We start from the raw sequence: 15,709 nt of genomic DNA, 5'->3' as shown, positions 1-15,709 counted from the left end.
TAAGCAATTTTTGGGCCAACTAAGAAATGGCCCGTCCACGCTAGACCGGCCCGAAGAATTGACGGGAGTTTCGCGTCTGCATGGCTTTGTCCGCCAGCCTTCATTTGCGACAGTCACAGTCGCTGGTCATGACCCCGCAACTGATGCAGTCGATCCAGCTGCTTCAGATGACGCATCTCGAACTCGGCCAATTCATCGCCCAGGAAGTCGAAAAGAACCCGCTGCTGGAGTTTCAATCGGCCGAGGAGGCAGGCTCCGGCCCAGACCGGTCCGAACGCGACGAGGCAGGCCTTGCCAGCGAGACGGGCGGCGGGGCGGAGGAGAGTGGCAGCCAAAGCGACCTCTATGACAGCACCATGTCGAGCACCGGCGAGAGGCTCAGCGAAGAACTCGACGCCGACTTCGCCAACGTCTTCCAGGACGATACGGCTCCGCAGCGCGCGGATGCGCCGGAGCTGCTCGGCCAATGGAAATCGATGCCGGGCGCCGGCGGCGGCGATGATGGCGAAGGATACGATCTCGACGATTTCGTCGCCGGCCGGAAAACGCTCCGCGAGACGCTGCTCGAGCAGATCCCCTTTGCGCTTGCCGCCGCGCGCGACCGGCTGATTGCCCAGCATCTCATCGACCAACTCGACGAAGCGGGCTATCTGCATGCGGAGATCGGGGAAACGGCGGCAAGGCTTGGCGTGGCCGCGCAGGACGTGACGCGCGTCCTTTTCGTCCTGCAGCAATTCGATCCGCCCGGCGTCTTCGCGCGCTCGCTCAGCGAATGCCTTGCCATTCAGCTGCGCTTGCGCAACCGCCTCGACCCGGCCATGGAGGCGCTTGTCGCCAATCTCGAGCTTCTGGCGCGCCGCGACTTCGCGAACCTCAAGAAGATCTGCGGGGTGGACGAGGAGGATCTCGTCGACATGCTCGCGGAGATTCGCAAGCTCGATCCGAAGCCGGGGACAAGCTTCGAGACCAGCATCACCGAGGCGATCATACCCGATGTCGTCGTCCGCTCGGCACCCGATGGCGGCTGGCTGGTCGAGCTTAACCCTGACGCGCTGCCGCGGGTCCTCGTCAATCACGACTATTTTGCCGAGGTTTCACGCCACAACCGGAAAAACAGTGCCGAGCAGGCTTTCCTCAGCGATTGCATGCAAAACGCCAATTGGCTGACGCGCAGTCTCGACCAGCGCGCCAGGACGATCATGAAGGTCGCGAGCGAGATCGTGCGGCAGCAGGACGCTTTCCTCATCCATGGCGTCGACTACCTGCGGCCGCTGAACCTCAGGATCGTCGCCGACGCGATCAAGATGCATGAATCGACGGTGAGCCGCGTCACCTCGAACAAATACATGCTGACCCCGCGGGGTCTTTTCGAGCTGAAATACTTCTTCACCGTGTCGATCGGCTCGGCGGAAAACGGCGACGCCCATTCGGCGGAATCCGTCAGGCACCGCATCCGCACGTTGATCAGTCAGGAAAGCGCCGATGCGGTGCTGTCTGACGACGATATCGTCGATGTCCTCAAGCAAGCCGGGGTCGACATCGCACGGCGCACCGTCGCCAAATATCGCGAAGCGATGAACATCCCCTCCTCGGTCCAGCGGCGCCGCGAGAAGCGCGCGCTTGCCAAGGCAGCCGGGTTCTGATTGGGGTTTTTTTGCGGCTGCAATTGACTCGCTGCGACGCAGGCGATATGAGGCCGCCGCGAAATGCCGAGCCAGTCACTCCACTTCGGCGGCTCCACGCGCCCCGTCCGCCCCCTCGTTGAAACGCTTGGATGACGAAGGCGCTTGGAATAGACTGGATACGCAAGTCACGAACGAGAGAGGAAACTCCATGAGTGTGCGTGTATCCGGTAAACATATGGAAATCGGCGAATCGTTTCGCTCGCGCATAGGCGAGCAGGTCCGCGAGGCCGTAACCAAATATTTCGACGGAGGATATTCAAGCCAGGTCACTGTGGAAAAATCCGGCTCACGCTTCAGCGCCGACTGCAAGCTTCATCTCGACACGGGCGTGGTCTTGCAGGCAAACGGTCAGGCGAATGAACCACAGCTGGCCTTCGACGCGGCTTCGGAGCGCATCGAAAAGAGGCTCCGGCGCTACAAGCGTAAGCTCAAGGACCATCATAACGGCAATGGTCAGAATGCTACCGAGGTGGCCTACAGGGTAATGGACTCGGTTCCTTTCGAGGACGAGGAAGTTCCCGATGATTACGCACCGACCATCGTCGCCGAAAGCACGAAGCAATTGAGGACAATGTCCGTCGCCAACGCCGTCATGGCGCTCGACATGACGGACGAGCCGGTGCTGATGTTTCGCACCCCCGGCAAGGAAGATCTGAACATCGTCTATCGGCGCAATGATGGAAACATTGGCTGGATCGACGCCGCCAATATCAAAGGATGAGGGGGTTCGGGGAATGCCGGCGCGGTCGGCCTTCCCCGCCGCTCCGATCGGCGGGCCAGGAAAATTCGTCTTTTCTGTGAATGCGACCCACCAGCCTAAAGATGGTTGGAGCCATTGCGGCAAATTTGTGTTGAAGTTGTCAGGCTCTGACCGGCAAACGAGGATAAAAGAATGGCATTGGCAGGCTTGCTGCACCAAAATGCGATCATCCCGGCCATGAGGGCCAACTCGAAAAAGCAACTCCTTCTGGAATTGGCAGCAAAAGCATCGAAGCTCACCGGTCTGCCGGAACGGGAGATTTTCGACGTCATCCTGCAGCGCGAACGCCTCGGCTCGACCGGCGTCGGCAACGGCATTGCCATCCCGCACGGAAAGCTCAGCAATCTTTCTTCGCTCGTCGGCATCTTCGCACGGCTTGAAACGCCGGTCGATTTCGAAGCCCTTGACGACCAGCCGGTGGACCTCGTCTTCCTTCTGCTCGCCCCGGAAGGCGCCGGCGCCGATCACCTCAAGGCGCTGTCGCGCATTGCGCGGGTGCTGCGCGACCATGACATGGTGACGCGCATCCGGGCGACCGATTCCGCCAGCGCCATCTATATGCTCCTCAATGAGGACACGACCTCGCACGCCGCGTAAAAGCGGCCGTAGTGGAGCGGGCCGGATTCACTTGCGCTTCGCTGACCGAGACCGATCGTGTTTCCGTCCGCGTCCGGATTGATCAAACAATTCAAGCGTTCCGCTGCTCTCGCCCACCCGAAAAGGGCTATCGACAGCTTCCCCGTCGTCAACAATAATCCACTCCGGCATTCGATCGGCGATGCGGGGAGGACGACATCATGACGGGCAGGCTTTCGGGCAAGGTCGCGTTGGTCAGTGGCGGCGCCGGCGGCTGCGGGCTGGCGGCCTCCGAGCTTTTCGCGCGCGAGGGCGCCAAGGTCGGCATCGTCGACCTGCCGAAGAGCAAAGGCGAGGAGGTTGCAGCCGCCATTCGCGCCCGGGGCGGTGAGGCCGTGTTCGCGGCCGCCGACGTCTCGGTCTCGGCCGACGTGAGTGCGGCGGTCCGCCCCGTCGAGGATGCCTTCGGCCCGATCACCGTCCTCTTCAATCATGCCGGCATTCTCGCCGTCGGACCCTTCCTCGAAACCGAAGAGGCGGAGTGGGACCGGCTGATGGCGGTGAACGTGAAGAGCATGTTCCTGATGACCAAGGCGGTGCTACCGGGCATGATCGGCGCCGGCGGCGGCAGCATCGTCTGCACCTCGTCGATCTCGGCAGTCGCGGCGACGCCGATGGAGGTGCTCTACGACACGACAAAGGGCGCCTGCCACATGTTCGCCCGGGCGATCGCCGTCGAGTTTCGCGACCGCGGCATTCGCTGCAACGCCGTCTGCCCGGGCTTCATCGCCACCGATCACGGCAAGCGCGAGCTCGCCGGCCTCACCAAACACGGCGTCGATGTGTCCGAAGCGGCAATCGCCGCCCAGCAGGGGAGGATGTGCGATCCGATGGAGGTCGCCAATGCCGCGCTGTTCCTGGCGAGCGACGAGGCGAGCTTCGTCAACGGCACGCATCTCTTCGTCGACAATTGTTTCACGGCCGTCTGAGGAGACAAGCATGCTGCAAGCGGGTGGTCATTGGCGCAACTGGGTCGGAAATCAGTCCTGCATCGTCCGTCACAGGGGCGTGCCGGAGAGCGAAGCGGAACTTGCCGAGATGGTGCGGGAAGCGACGTCCGCCGGTCTCAACGTTCGCTGCGCCGGCTCCGGCCATTCCTTCACACCGGTCGCGCTGACGAGCGGCCTGCATCTGACGCTGTCCGGCATGCAGGGCGTCACCCAAATCGACCAAGCACGCAAACGGATATCGGTCAGCGCCGGAACGACGATCAACCAGCTCGGCAAGGCGCTGAAACCGAACGGCCTGTCGCTCATCAACCAGGGTGACATCGACAGCCAGGCGCTCGCCGGCGCGCTCACCACCGGCACGCACGGCACCGGCGCGGCGCTCGGCAACATGGCGTCGCAGATCGTCGGCATGCGCCTGGTGCAGCCGGACGGCTCGATCCTCGTCGTCGACGAGACGACGCCGGATCTCCTGGAGGCCTCCCGCGTCTCCGTCGGCATGCTCGGCGTCATCTCGGAAATCACCCTTCAGGTGATGGACAGCTACAACCTTCATGAAAAGCTGTGGCGCTGCGACTTCGACGAATGCATGGAGCAGCATGACGAGCTCGCCGCGAAGCATCGCCATTTCGGCTTCTTCTGGTGCCCGGTTCCGGAAAGCCGCCATTGCTACTGTCTGCCGGATACATCATCCGTCTCGACGACGGAAAAGACCGCCGATGTCTGCGAAATGAAGGTGATCGACATCACCGAGCGCCCGCCGATGGACGGGGCCTTCGAGCGGATCGCCTATTCCTCGGAAATCTACCCGATCGAATATGTCCCGAACTTCCACGAACTCGAATATGCGGTGCCGGTCGCACACGGCAAGGAGGCCGTCCGCGCTGTGCGCCAGCTGATGCTCGAGAAGCACCCGACCTGCATCTACCCGATCGAATACCGCTTCACCGCTGGCGATTCCGGCTGGATCAGCCCATTCTTCGAGCAGGATTCGATCACGCTTTCGGTCTCCGGCGAACCGGGCACCGACTATTGGGACTATCTGAAGGACGTCGACACGATCCTGCGCCAATATGGCTCGCGCCCGCATTGGGGCAAGCTGCACTTCTTGGGCGCCGAAGACGTGACGGCGCTCTATCCGCGCTCCGGCGATTTCCGGGCGCTACGGGCGAAGGTCGATCCGGAGGGCCGCTTCCTGAACGACCATCTCCGGCAGCTTTTTGGGTAGGACCCCTGCGAGGTCGTTTGCAAGCAAGCAACGTCAAACGCCGCTTCACCTTACGCGGTCGCTCCAAACGCGGGTCGGAGGAATAGCTGCGGCACTGAGCCCGGGCAAGCAGCACACCAAAATATCAGACGCTCAATAACGACCCGTCGTACCAAACATCCTCATAGTTCCCGCTTATCAGAAATCGCCATCCGGGCGGCAAAGCAAGATACTTCTGAATCTCAGGATACCAACCAGCCAAATGCCGCACATGCAGTGGTTTAAAGAAATCCGTGTCCGCAGATAGCATTTCATCGGCCCATATATACCAGCCGGTGGTGTCGCCTTCGGGCGGATGACGCAAGCCATTTATGGGCGTTTTACCATCCCAGCCGTTCAGAGCAATCCCTACCTTCATCCCTGGTGGTGAAAGGTAGTAAGCCGTGCCGTATTTCGCGCAGATTTCTTTCTGCGCATTTTCGACTGCGTCGGTCAGGTCCAACCTCCTCCGCCCTCAGGCGGCAGGCGTCTCGCTTTCCGCGGCGGCGACCTTCGGGCCACCCTTGGCGACGCCGACCATGGCCGGGCGCAACACGCGCTCGCCGATCGTGTAGCCGGCCTGGACCACCTGGACGACCGTGTTGTTCGGAACCTCGGTGTTCGGAACCTCGAACATCGCCTGGTGGAAGTTCGGATCGAATTTCTGGCCGGTCGGGTCCAGCTGCTTGACGCCGTGGCGCTCGAGCGCCGCCAGCATGGAGCGCTCGGTCATCTCGACGCCTTCGATCAGCGCGGCGAGGCCGGCATCGGCGGATTCCCTTGCTTCGGCCGGAATGGCTTCCAGCGCGCGGCGCAGATTGTCGGAGACGGCCAGCATGTCGCGCGCAAAGCCGGCGACGGAATAAGACTTGGCGTCCTTCACCTCGCGCTCGGTGCGCCGGCGCAGATTGTCCATCTCGGCGGCGAGGCGAAGATATTTATCGCGCAGCTCCGCACTTTCAGCCTTGGCGAGCTCCAGCGGGTCCGGCGCAGCGGCAGAAGTCTCGGCCTCCGGCTTCTCCACCGCGTCCGGCGCGGCGGCCTTTGCAACCTCTTCCGGCGCTGCGGCCTCAGCTCCGTTCTTGTTCGTTTCGTCGGTCATGACGGTCTCCGAATGTCTTGTCTTTGGCGTGTTCGGCATCATCAAACCAGCGGAAGTCGCTTTGCTTGAACGTTCTGTTGCCTGGATTTGAAGCCGATATCGAGGTTTGAGCCCGAAAAATCAAGGGTCCAATCGGTCTATTCGTCCAAAAGGATTCGCTCAGCGCGACAGTCGCGACATGAGCTGGGCGGTGTAATCGACCATGGGCACGATCCGGGAGTAATTGAGCCGCGTCGGGCCGATGACGCCGACGGCGCCGACGATCCGGTCGTCGCTGTCGCGATAGGGTGCGACGATCAGCGACGATCCGGAGAGCGAAAACAGCTTGTTTTCCGAGCCGATGAAGATGCGCACGCCCGGACCGCTTTCGGCAAGATTGAGAAGCTCGATCAGGCTGTCCTTCTTTTCGAGATCGTCGAACAGCATGCGCAGCCGCTCGATGTCCTCGCTTCCTTCCAGGCCCTCGAGCAGGTTGGCACGTCCGCGCACGATCAGGCGCGCCGGCTTCTCGTCGCCCTCGCTGCCCGACCAGATCGCAAGGCCACGCTCGACCAGGTCCTGCGACAGCGCGTCGAGTTCGCCGCGCACGGTCTTCTTGACCTTTTCGAGCTGGGCGCGCAGTTCCGGAATGGTCTGCCCGGCAAGATGGGCATTGACGAAGTTCGCCGCCTCGGTGAGCTGCGCGCTGGTGACGCCCGCCGGCAGCTCGATGATGCGGTTCTCCACCTGGTCGTGATCGCCGACGAGGACCGCAAGCGCCTTGGTTGGCGCGAGCCGGATGAATTCGACGTGTTTCAGCACCGGATCGCTTTTGGTGGTGATGACGAGGCCGGCGCCGCGGGACATGCCGGAAAGCATCTGGCTTGCGTCAGTGAGAAGACTTTCGACCGGTTGGTCCCGCCGCACCTGCCGCTCGATCGAGGTCCGCTCCTCGGCGGAAAGGTTGCCGACCTGCATGAAAGCATCGACGAAGAAGCGCAGGCCTGTCTGGGTCGGCAAGCGGCCCGCACTGACATGCGGCGAATAAATGAGCCCCAGATCCTCGAGATCGCTCATCACGTTACGCACCGAGGCGGGCGACAGCGACATCGGCAGGAGGCGGGAGAGATTGCGTGAACCGAGCGGCTCGCCGCTTTCCAGATAGGTTTCCACGATGCGGCGGAAGATCTCGCCGGAGCGCTCGTCCAGCGTCGATGCGATCCCCTGCTTCTGAGGGTTGCGCAGTACCATGTCACTCCATGCAAACAACCGTTCGTGTCGCCGAAGAATATAGTGATCCGCCGGGGCAATGGCAAAAGGGAAAAATCACCGTCCCGGCCCGATATCAGGCGGTTCCCTTTGGGGGCGCCATGATCTAGAAGGCTGCTGAGAACACAGGAGTTGAAGATGCGGCCATCCGGCAGAAAAACCGACCAAATGCGCAAGGTTTCCTTCGAGCGCAATTTCTCCAAGCATGCGGAAGGGTCCTGTCTGGTGCGCTTCGGCGACACGCACGTGCTCTGTACCGCGAGTCTCGAAGAGAAGGTCCCCGCCTGGCTGCGCAACGGCGGCAAGGGATGGATCACGGCGGAATACGGGATGCTGCCGCGGGCGACCGGCGAGCGGATGAAACGCGAGGCCGCCGCCGGCAGACAGAGCGGCCGCACACAGGAGATCCAGCGGCTGATCGGCCGTTCGCTCCGGGCCGTCGTCGATCTGCCGGCGCTCGGCGAGCGGCAGATTTCGATCGACTGCGACGTGCTCCAGGCGGATGGCGGCACCCGAACCGCCTCGATCACCGGCGCCTGGATTGCCCTGCACGACTGCCTGAAATGGATGGAAGCGCGCAACATGATCAAGGTCGAGAGGGTGCTCAAGGACCATGTCGCCGCCATTTCCTGCGGCATCTTCGCCAACCAGGCGGTGGTCGATCTCGACTATCTGGAAGACTCGGCCGCTGAAACCGACGCCAATTTCGTCATGACGGGCAGCGGCGGTCTCGTCGAGATCCAGGGAACGGCGGAAGGAAAACCCTTCAGCGAGGAAGAGTTCGCAAGCCTGATGCAACTCGCCAAGGACGGCATCGCCGAGCTCGTGGCGCTGCAGAAGCAGGCGATCGCCGGCTAGCGGTAGGCGGGGCGCGCGCGCCCGCTTTGGCTGACAGAAGAGAGGATTGGCATTGGCTCCGGCTCTTGAAGGCATCCTCGAAACCGCACTCTATGCGCACGATCTGGATGCGGCCGAGGCATTCTACGGCAACGTGCTCGGACTGACGCGAATCACGCGGGCCGGCAACCGCCACGTCTTCTTCCGTTGCGGCGACGGCGTGCTGTTGATCTTCAATCCGGCGGAAACGGTGAAGCCACCCGCGGCCGGCGCGCTGCCCGTGCCGCCGCATGGCACGCAAGGCAACGGGCACATGTGCTTCCGTGTCGCGGCGCAGGCGCTCGATGCCTGGAAGGCGAAGCTGGAGGCGGCGGGAGTTGCAGTCGAGGCGGATGTCCGCTGGCCGAACGGCACCCGCTCCTTCTACTTCCGCGATCCGGCCGGAAACAGCCTTGAATGCGCGGAACCCGGCCTCTGGGCCATCGATTGATGACGCTTTGAACGTTTGGACGGAACGAAACTCGATGCGCAAACTCGTTGACAAGGCACTCGTGGTGGCAAGCCACAATGCCGGCAAGATCCGCGAAATCCGTGACCTGATCGGACCGCTCGGCTTCGAGGCAAGATCGGCCGCCGATCTCAATTTCATCGAGCCGGACGAGACCGGCACGACCTTCGAGGAGAACGCGACGATCAAGGCGCTCGCCTCTGCCAAAGCCTCCGGCCTGCCGGCACTTTCGGACGATTCGGGCCTTGCCATCGATGCGCTCGGCGGCGCTCCCGGCGTCTACACCGCCAATTGGGCGGAACGCGACGACGGCAGCCGCGACTTCGCGATGGCCATGGAAAAGGTCGAAAAAGAGCTCAGGGAGAAAGGTGCGACGGAGCCGGGCGAGCGTACCGCCCGCTTCGTCTCGGTGCTCTGCCTTGCTTGGCCGGACGGGCATGTCGAGCTCTTTCGCGGCGAAGTCGAAGGCTACGTCGTCTGGCCGCCGCGCGGCACGAGCGGCTTCGGCTATGATCCGGTCTTCCAGCCCAAGGGCTACGCCACCACGTTCGGAGAAATGAGCGCCGAAGAGAAGCACGGCTGGAAGCCGGGCGACGCGGACGCGCTCTCGCATCGCGCCCGCGCCTTCAAGCTGTTTGCCGAGACCTGCCTCGGCGCCTGAGAACGAGAATGATCCAGACGGCCCCGCTTTCGGCAATCGGTGACGGCATGGACCCGGGCTTCGGCGTCTATGTACACTGGCCGTTCTGTGCCGCCAAATGCCCCTATTGCGACTTCAACAGCCATGTGCGCCACCAGCCGGTGGACCAGCCGCGCTTCGTCGCCGCATTTCTACAGGAGATGGCGGCGGTGCGGGCGCTGTCAGGCCCGAGAACGGTGACCAGCATTTTCATGGGCGGCGGCACGCCGTCGCTGATGGACCCGGCGACCGTCGCCGCGATCCTCGACGGCACAGCGAAGCACTGGCATGTGCCGGATGGCATAGAGATCACCATGGAGGCCAACCCCTCGAGCGTCGAGGCGACACGCTTCCACGGCTATCGTTCTGCCGGCGTCAACCGTGTGTCCCTCGGCGTCCAGGCGCTGAACGACCGCGACCTGAAATTCCTAGGCCGGCTGCATAATGTCGAGGATGCGCTGAAAGCGGTGCGGCTGGCGCGCGAAATCTTCCCGCGCATGTCCTTCGACCTGATCTATGCGCGGCCGGACCAGACAGTCGACGAATGGGAGCGCGAGCTGAAGGAGGCGGTTTCCTACGCCGTCGATCATCTGTCGCTCTACCAGCTCACCATCGAAGAAGGCACGCCCTTCTTCGGGCTGCACAAGGCCGGCAAGCTGATCGTTCCGGATGGCGAACAATCGGCGGTGCTTTACGAGGCGACCCAGGAGATCACGGCGGCGATCGGCATGCCGGCCTACGAGGTCTCCAACCATGCCCGGCCGGGGGCGGAAAGCCGGCACAACCTCACCTATTGGCGCTATGGCGACTATGCGGGGATCGGACCCGGCGCCCACGGGCGGCTTACGGTTGGCGGCAGCAAGATCGCGACCGCAACGGAACGGAACCCGGAGGCGTGGCTGCGCCTCGTCGAAGAACGCGGCGAAGGCATCACCGAACAGGAGCCGCTCGACCTCGAAGCCCAGGCCGACGAATTGCTGCTGATGGGCTTGAGGCTTCGGGAAGGCGTCGATCTTGCCCGCTGGCAGAGCCTCTCCGGCCGGGATCCGGATCCGGAGCGCGAACAGTTCCTCATCGATCACGGCTTCGTCGAGCGGCTCGGCAATTCACGCCTGCGCTGCACGCCGGCCGGCATGCTGATCCTCGATGCGGTGGTCGCCGACCTCGCCTGCTGACGGCTGGGAGGAAACGGAGCGCGGATTGCCCCTCTCCTCGCATGCGGCGCAGGCGGGGAGAGGGGACTGATGGCGACGCGGCATAGCCCTTCGCCCCGCCTAAGGCGGATGACGTCAGCTCTTCTTCACCGGCGCGACTATTCCCCAGGTGATGCCAAAGGGATCGCGCAGCTGACCGTAATGGTCGCCCCAGAAGGCGATCTCCAGCGGCATCGTCACCTCCGCCCCCGCCGCGACGGCCCGCTCCCACCAGAAATGGGCGTCGTCGACGAGGAGGTGCAGCACAAACCCCTCTGGCGCCTTCCAGGGAATGCCGAACTCCGGGAAGGGGTCGTTCAGCATCAGCGCGCCGCCGTTGATCGTCAGATGGCAATGGATGAGGCGCTTGCCGTCCTCGGCATATTTTCGGTCCTCCTCCTTGGCGGCAAAGGCGCGGGCATAGAATTTGGCGGTCGCGTCCGCATTCTCGACGTTGAGATAGGCGATAACGCCCGCCATCGGCGGATGCGGGGGCGCGTTCCAGTCGATCTTTGATGTGGGCTCGAGATCGACCGCCGCCTTGAGGCTGCCGTCCATGTAGAAGGGGACGGATTCGTGCTGGTGGGCGATCTTCCAGCCCTTGTCGGTGCGTTTCAGGCCGAGCGTCTGGCGATACCAGAGCGCGACTTTCGATCCGTCCTGCTTCTCGCCGGAAAGATGGGCCAAGGACGTGGCGAAGGCGACGTCGCCGCTTGCGGAAATGTCGAGCTCCTGTAGCCGGTAGCCGAGCGGTCCTCTCCAGGTCGAGAACCATTGCTCAAGTCCATCGGCGTCGGCGTCCGAGCCCTTCAGCGGCGGCGCCAGCGAAAAGACGAGACAATCCTTGGTGCCATGCGAGAGGACGCGATCGGCATCCTTCTGGCGCAATGCCTCCGCCCAGTCTTCGATCACCGCCCGAATCTCCGCGGTGCTGCTGCTCTCGGTGCTGGACATATTCCGTCCTCCGCTCAGAGTTTTGCGACAAGGGCCGCGAGCTGGTCGGCACACTGGCCCCAGCCCTCGTGAAAGCCCATCTTCTCGTGGGCCTCGCGATCGGCGACGCTCCAGTGGCAGGCGCGGGCGGTGTAACGGGTCTTGCCGCCCTCCTCCTCGAAGGTCAGGATCGCCGTCATGAAGGGCTTTTCGGAGGGCTTCCAGGCTTCCGTATAGGCGTCGGTCATGACCAGCTTCTCGTTCGGCACGACTTCGAGATAGACGCCCTGGTTGGGATAAAGCTCGCCCTCCGGCGAGCGCATGACGAAACGGTTGGTGCCGCCCGGCCGGACATCGAGCTCCGCTTCCGTGATCGTCCACGGCAAGGGCGCGAACCATTGCTTCAGCAGCTCCGGATCCGTGAAGGCGCGATAGACTTTCTCACGCGGCGCGTCGATCAGGCGGATCAAAATCAGTTCGCGTTCGTTGGCGACGTCGGCTGCTGCGGTCATTTGCAATTCCTCCTTGATGGGTTCGAACCTAGGACGATGGGGGAGATCGAGTCCCGACAGCGGCAGAAGATTTTTATTGCTGACCTCCGCGCGAGGTGCCCGCCTCTCCTGCAAGATGGTCGAGCTGCTTGCGGATATAAGCTGCCTCCGCCGCGTTGGTCGCAAGCGCGATCGCCTGGTCGAAGGCAATCCGCGCCTCGCGCGCCCGGCCCATCTGCTTGAGCAGGCCGCCGCGCAGGCCGTGGAAATAGAAGTAGCCGGAGAGCCTGTCGGCGAGCGGCTCGACCAGTGCCAGCGCCGCCTCCGGCCCCTGTCGCTTCGAGACGGCCACCGCGCGGTTAAGGGTGACGACCGGGGACGGCTGCAGACGCTCGAGCGCCTGGTAGAGCAGGTCGATCTCCTCCCAATCCGTCCCTTCCGGCCGCTCGGCGCGCGCGTGCAGGGCCGCAATTGCCGCCTGGATCTGGTAGGGACCGGGGCGGCGATGGCGCATCGCCTTGTCGATCATCGCCAGCGCCTCGGTGATCATCGGCCGGCTCCACAGCGAGCGATCCTGATCGTCGAGGAGGACGATGGCGCCATGCGCGTCGAAGCGGGCACGAGCGCGCGAATGCTGGAGAAGCAGGAGCGCCGTCAGCCCCATTATTTCGGGCTCCGCCGGAAACAGGCGCAAGAGCAGTCGGGAGAGCCGGATCGCTTCGTCGCAGAGATCCGCGGACACGCCCTCGGGGCCGTTCATGCCCGAATAGCCCTCGTTGAAGACGAGGTAGATCATCGTCGCGACGGCCGCGAGCCGCTCAGCGCGGTCCGCGGCGTCCGGCGTTTCGAACGGGATGCCGGCCGCAGCGACCCGCGCCTTGGCACGGGTGATGCGCTGTTCCATCGCTGCCTCGCTGACGAGAAAGGCGCGGGCGATCTGCTTGACGGTAAGGCCGGAGACGATGCGGAGCGCCAGCGCGATCTGCTGTGTCGCCGGCAGGGCCGGATTGCTGCAGACAAAGAGCAGCCGCAGGATGTCGTCGCGATAATGCGCGCCGTCGAGACGGTCGGCAAGCTCGCTTTCCCGGTCCCCGAGGTCGGAGAGAATGTCCTCCGGCGGCAGGGGCGTCTCGCGCGCTTGCCGCCGGACCTTGTCGATACCGCTGTTGCGGCCGACGAAAATCAGCCAGGCGGCGGGATCGCGCGGCGGTCCGTTCGTCGGCCAGGTCTTCAATGCCCGGATACAGGCCTCCTGGAAGGCTTCCTCCGCCAGATCGAGATTGCGGAAATAGCGCAGCAGCGCGCCCATGGCCTGCGGCCGCGCGGAAACAAGGGCAAGGTCGATCCAGGCCGTGTCGGTCATGGGGCAAGCTCGCCCGGTTTGTAGAGAGAAAGCGGGCGGATCTCGTAGGAGCCGGCGGCCGGATTGGCGGCACTCAGCTCGCGGGCAAAATCCAGCGCCTCGTCGAGCGATGCGCAATCGATCAGGTAGAAGCCGAGCAGTTGCTCCTTGGTCTCGGCGAAGGGTCCGTCCATGACAACGGTCTCGCCTGGCCGGTGGCGCAATGTGGTGGCCGCGGTCGTCGGCAGAAGCCGTGCAACCGGGCCGAGTTTGCCGGCTTCGACATATTTGCGCTGGACCGCCGTCAGGTCGCGCATGACCTGGTCGTCCTCCTCTTTGGTCCAGGCACTGGTGACGTCTTCCGTATTGTAGCAAAGCACCGCGTAAAGCATCGAGACCTCTCCCGCTTCGATTGAATAGACGAATGACGAAAGAGATAGCCGACAAGCGCGGCGAAAAAAACACGGGGCAAGCCGCATGCCACGCACACCCGCGGGTGCCGGCCAACAAAAAGCCCGGTCGAACCGGGCTTTTCGTAAATACAAGCTTACCTATCCCTATTCATTGATCAGGCGCTTGAGCAGCTCGATCTCGTGGCTGAGCTTCGTGTCGCCCGCGATCAGTTCCTCGATCTTGCGCACCGCGTGCAAGACGGTCGTGTGATCGCGGCCCCCGAAGCGGCGGCCGATTTCCGGGAAGGAGCGCGGCGTCAGCGTCTTCGAAAGATACATGGCGATCTGGCGCGGCTTGACGATGACGCGGGTGCGGCGGTTCGAGACCAGTTCCTGGCGCGAGACGTTATAATGCTTGGCGACGATGCGTTGGATGTCCTCGATGCGAACGCGGCGCGGCTCACCGGCATTGACGAGATGGCCGAGGAGCTCGTCGACGCGCTCGATCGACAGCTGCGGCTCGAAGGAGCGGCGGAAGAGGAGTTGGTTGAAGGCCCCTTCCAGTTCGCGGCCGCTGGCGGTGACGTTGCGCGCCACATGGGACAGGATTTCCTGCGGAATATCGAGCGACCCATCGTCCTGACGGGCCGCTTCGAGGCGGCGCTTCAGCATTTCGAGGCGCATCTCGTAGTCCGGGCCCTCCATCTCGATCGCCACGCCGCCCTGCAGGCGCGAGCGAACGCGGCTATCGAGCGATTCCAGTTCCCAGGGCGCCCGGTCCGCCGCCACGACCACCTGCTTGGCCGAGTCGAGCAGCATGTTCAGGAGATGGCAGAATTCGTGCTGGATCGACTTGCCCTGCAGGAACTGCATGTCGTCGATGACGAGAAGATCGATGTTGCGCAGCGATTCCTTCAGCGACAGCGCGTCGTTGTCACGGATCGCGGTGGCGAAACGCCACATGAAATATTCGGCCGTCAGATAGACGACGCGCGGCGCCCTGGCGCTCTGCAGAGCCGCAAGTGCGATCGCCTGCAGGAGATGCGTCTTGCCGAGGCCGACGCTCGAGTGAATGAACAGCGGATTGAAGCGCACGGCGCCGGCGCCGGCCTCCGCGATGGTGCGAGCGGCAGCGAGCGCAACGCGGTTGGAGGAGCCTTCGACGAAGCTCTCGAAATTGTAGCGCTGGTCGAGCGGCGAGCCGAAAAGCGGCGCCTGGGCCGGCTTTGCGGCGGCGGCGACCGTGGCGGCGGCAGCGGCGACCGGCTGCGGCGAGGCCGTGCGGCGGACCGGGGCAGCGGGCGCAGGTTCGGCTGCCGCAGTCGCTGCCTCCTCGTGAACCGCCGGACGCTGGCCCCGGGTCGCGGTGCGGACGAGGATCTCCACTTTCAGGATCTCACCGTCTTCCTGCTGGAAAATATTGGTGATCAGATCGAGATAGCGATTGTTGATCCACGACTTCAGGAACGTCGTCGGCACCGACAGGCGCACGACGCTTTTCGATACCGAATGGAGCTTGAGACGCCCGAACCAGCTGGCGAAGACATCCGGACCGACCTGGGCTTTTAGACGCGCACTTACCCGCTCGAAAAGTGCGTCATGCCGCATGTCGTGCTTTTCCCCCGCCGCCTGAGACTGATTGCTTCCGGCCTGAAATCCTTCAGACGCCGTCGCCAAATTCATCTGCATGTTGCCGCCTTCCAATATCAT

The 15,709-nt window shown here is 63.5% G+C and carries 17 protein-coding genes; 9 read left to right on the top strand and 8 right to left on the bottom strand.

The annotated features are described in order from the left end of the window. Positions 1 to 80 precede the first annotated feature (80 nt). The 5 genes from rpoN to SS05631_RS00065 all read left to right on the top strand — a co-directional run bounded on the left by rpoN (position 81) and on the right by SS05631_RS00065 (position 5,256). A complete protein-coding gene (rpoN, locus tag SS05631_RS00085; protein WP_037420807.1) occupies positions 81 to 1,643 on the top strand; it encodes an RNA polymerase factor sigma-54 in 1,563 nt (520 codons plus the stop codon). Between the two features lie 190 nt (positions 1,644 to 1,833). Then, complete coding sequence (raiA, locus tag SS05631_RS00080) at positions 1,834 to 2,406, top strand: ribosome-associated translation inhibitor RaiA (RefSeq protein ID WP_037378109.1); 573 nt, start codon at positions 1,834 to 1,836, stop codon at positions 2,404 to 2,406. A 171-nt stretch (positions 2,407 to 2,577) separates the two neighbouring features. After that, entirely contained in the window at positions 2,578 to 3,042 is a 465-nt protein-coding gene (gene ptsN / locus SS05631_RS00075) for a PTS IIA-like nitrogen regulatory protein PtsN (protein ID WP_037420810.1), read from the top strand. Positions 3,043 to 3,242: 200 nt separating this feature from the next. Continuing rightward, positions 3,243 to 4,010, top strand: a complete 768-nt coding sequence (locus SS05631_RS00070) for an SDR family NAD(P)-dependent oxidoreductase (RefSeq protein WP_037420813.1) — start codon at positions 3,243 to 3,245, stop codon at positions 4,008 to 4,010. Between the two features lie 10 nt (positions 4,011 to 4,020). Further along, positions 4,021 to 5,256, top strand: a complete 1,236-nt coding sequence (locus tag SS05631_RS00065; RefSeq protein ID WP_037420817.1) for a D-arabinono-1,4-lactone oxidase — start codon at positions 4,021 to 4,023, stop codon at positions 5,254 to 5,256. 124 nt (positions 5,257 to 5,380) lie between these two features. Here SS05631_RS00065 and SS05631_RS00060 read toward each other — a convergent pair whose 3' ends face one another. From SS05631_RS00060 to hrcA, 3 genes are all read right to left on the bottom strand, one after another. Further along, positions 5,381 to 5,737 (bottom strand): hypothetical protein, encoded by a 357-nt coding sequence (locus tag SS05631_RS00060; protein ID WP_050988277.1) that lies wholly within the window; start codon positions 5,735 to 5,737, stop codon positions 5,381 to 5,383. A 12-nt stretch (positions 5,738 to 5,749) separates the two neighbouring features. Then, a complete protein-coding gene (gene grpE, locus SS05631_RS00055; protein WP_037420822.1) occupies positions 5,750 to 6,376 on the bottom strand; it encodes a nucleotide exchange factor GrpE in 627 nt (208 codons plus the stop codon). Between the two features lie 159 nt (positions 6,377 to 6,535). Further along, positions 6,536 to 7,606: a heat-inducible transcriptional repressor HrcA gene (gene hrcA / locus SS05631_RS00050; RefSeq protein WP_037420824.1), complete on the bottom strand. Its 1,071-nt coding sequence runs from the start codon at positions 7,604 to 7,606 to the stop codon at positions 6,536 to 6,538. A 156-nt stretch (positions 7,607 to 7,762) separates the two neighbouring features. Here hrcA and rph point away from each other — a divergent pair, with 156 nt between their 5' ends. From rph to hemW, 4 genes are read left to right on the top strand one after another with little or no spacing between them, the layout of a single operon-like run. Next, positions 7,763 to 8,482 carry a ribonuclease PH gene (rph, locus tag SS05631_RS00045; protein ID WP_037420854.1) on the top strand — a complete coding sequence of 240 codons (720 nt, stop codon included), beginning with the start codon at positions 7,763 to 7,765 and terminating at the stop codon, positions 8,480 to 8,482. A 52-nt stretch (positions 8,483 to 8,534) separates the two neighbouring features. After that, a complete protein-coding gene (locus SS05631_RS00040; RefSeq protein WP_037420825.1) occupies positions 8,535 to 8,951 on the top strand; it encodes a VOC family protein in 417 nt (138 codons plus the stop codon). Positions 8,952 to 8,985: 34 nt separating this feature from the next. Further along, positions 8,986 to 9,630 (top strand): RdgB/HAM1 family non-canonical purine NTP pyrophosphatase, encoded by a 645-nt coding sequence (rdgB, locus tag SS05631_RS00035; protein WP_037420828.1) that lies wholly within the window; start codon positions 8,986 to 8,988, stop codon positions 9,628 to 9,630. 11 nt (positions 9,631 to 9,641) lie between these two features. Then, positions 9,642 to 10,823, top strand: coding sequence for a radical SAM family heme chaperone HemW (gene hemW / locus SS05631_RS00030; protein ID WP_172900183.1), 1,182 nt, complete (start codon positions 9,642 to 9,644; stop codon positions 10,821 to 10,823). Between the two features lie 114 nt (positions 10,824 to 10,937). On the opposite strand, the gene SS05631_RS00025 is transcribed toward hemW, so the two are convergent. The 5 genes from SS05631_RS00025 to dnaA form a co-directional block, all read right to left on the bottom strand. Next, positions 10,938 to 11,795: a nuclear transport factor 2 family protein gene (locus SS05631_RS00025; protein WP_037420830.1), complete on the bottom strand. Its 858-nt coding sequence runs from the start codon at positions 11,793 to 11,795 to the stop codon at positions 10,938 to 10,940. Between the two features lie 14 nt (positions 11,796 to 11,809). Next, positions 11,810 to 12,286 (bottom strand): SRPBCC family protein, encoded by a 477-nt coding sequence (locus SS05631_RS00020; protein WP_037420831.1) that lies wholly within the window; start codon positions 12,284 to 12,286, stop codon positions 11,810 to 11,812. A 73-nt stretch (positions 12,287 to 12,359) separates the two neighbouring features. Continuing rightward, positions 12,360 to 13,628 carry an RNA polymerase sigma factor gene (locus tag SS05631_RS00015; RefSeq protein ID WP_037420833.1) on the bottom strand — a complete coding sequence of 423 codons (1,269 nt, stop codon included), beginning with the start codon at positions 13,626 to 13,628 and terminating at the stop codon, positions 12,360 to 12,362. After that, positions 13,625 to 13,999, bottom strand: a complete 375-nt coding sequence (locus tag SS05631_RS00010) for a YciI family protein (protein ID WP_037420835.1) — start codon at positions 13,997 to 13,999, stop codon at positions 13,625 to 13,627. Before SS05631_RS00010 ends, SS05631_RS00015 begins: the two co-directional genes overlap by 4 nt. Before the next feature lie 165 nt (positions 14,000 to 14,164). Then, positions 14,165 to 15,607 (bottom strand): chromosomal replication initiator protein DnaA, encoded by a 1,443-nt coding sequence (gene dnaA / locus SS05631_RS00005; RefSeq protein ID WP_234819747.1) that lies wholly within the window; start codon positions 15,605 to 15,607, stop codon positions 14,165 to 14,167. Positions 15,608 to 15,709: the final 102 nt, after the last annotated feature.

The organism is Sinorhizobium sp. CCBAU 05631, from assembly GCF_002288505.1.
GTDB lineage: Bacteria > Pseudomonadota > Alphaproteobacteria > Rhizobiales > Rhizobiaceae > Sinorhizobium > Sinorhizobium fredii_C.
This window is presented reverse-complemented; position numbering and strand designations above follow the sequence as displayed.

What these genes read in the sequence shown, in the direction of transcription:
- SS05631_RS00065 (WP_037420817.1), top strand. Translation starts at nt 4,021, where the DNA reads ATGCTGCAAGCGGGTGGTCATTGGCGCAACTGGGTCGGAAATCAGTCC.
- hrcA (WP_037420824.1), bottom strand. Translation starts at nt 7,606, where the DNA reads ATGGTACTGCGCAACCCTCAGAAGCAGGGGATCGCATCGACGCTGGAC.
- SS05631_RS00020 (WP_037420831.1), bottom strand. Translation starts at nt 12,286, where the DNA reads ATGACCGCAGCAGCCGACGTCGCCAACGAACGCGAACTGATTTTGATC.
- raiA (WP_037378109.1), top strand. Translation starts at nt 1,834, where the DNA reads ATGAGTGTGCGTGTATCCGGTAAACATATGGAAATCGGCGAATCGTTT.
- rph (WP_037420854.1), top strand. Translation starts at nt 7,763, where the DNA reads ATGCGGCCATCCGGCAGAAAAACCGACCAAATGCGCAAGGTTTCCTTC.
- SS05631_RS00015 (WP_037420833.1), bottom strand. Translation starts at nt 13,628, where the DNA reads ATGACCGACACGGCCTGGATCGACCTTGCCCTTGTTTCCGCGCGGCCG.
- grpE (WP_037420822.1), bottom strand. Translation starts at nt 6,376, where the DNA reads ATGACCGACGAAACGAACAAGAACGGAGCTGAGGCCGCAGCGCCGGAA.
- rdgB (WP_037420828.1), top strand. Translation starts at nt 8,986, where the DNA reads ATGCGCAAACTCGTTGACAAGGCACTCGTGGTGGCAAGCCACAATGCC.
- ptsN (WP_037420810.1), top strand. Translation starts at nt 2,578, where the DNA reads ATGGCATTGGCAGGCTTGCTGCACCAAAATGCGATCATCCCGGCCATG.
- SS05631_RS00025 (WP_037420830.1), bottom strand. Translation starts at nt 11,795, where the DNA reads ATGTCCAGCACCGAGAGCAGCAGCACCGCGGAGATTCGGGCGGTGATC.
- rpoN (WP_037420807.1), top strand. Translation starts at nt 81, where the DNA reads ATGGCTTTGTCCGCCAGCCTTCATTTGCGACAGTCACAGTCGCTGGTC.
- SS05631_RS00010 (WP_037420835.1), bottom strand. Translation starts at nt 13,999, where the DNA reads ATGCTTTACGCGGTGCTTTGCTACAATACGGAAGACGTCACCAGTGCC.
- dnaA (WP_234819747.1), bottom strand. Translation starts at nt 15,607, where the DNA reads ATGCGGCATGACGCACTTTTCGAGCGGGTAAGTGCGCGTCTAAAAGCC.
- SS05631_RS00070 (WP_037420813.1), top strand. Translation starts at nt 3,243, where the DNA reads ATGACGGGCAGGCTTTCGGGCAAGGTCGCGTTGGTCAGTGGCGGCGCC.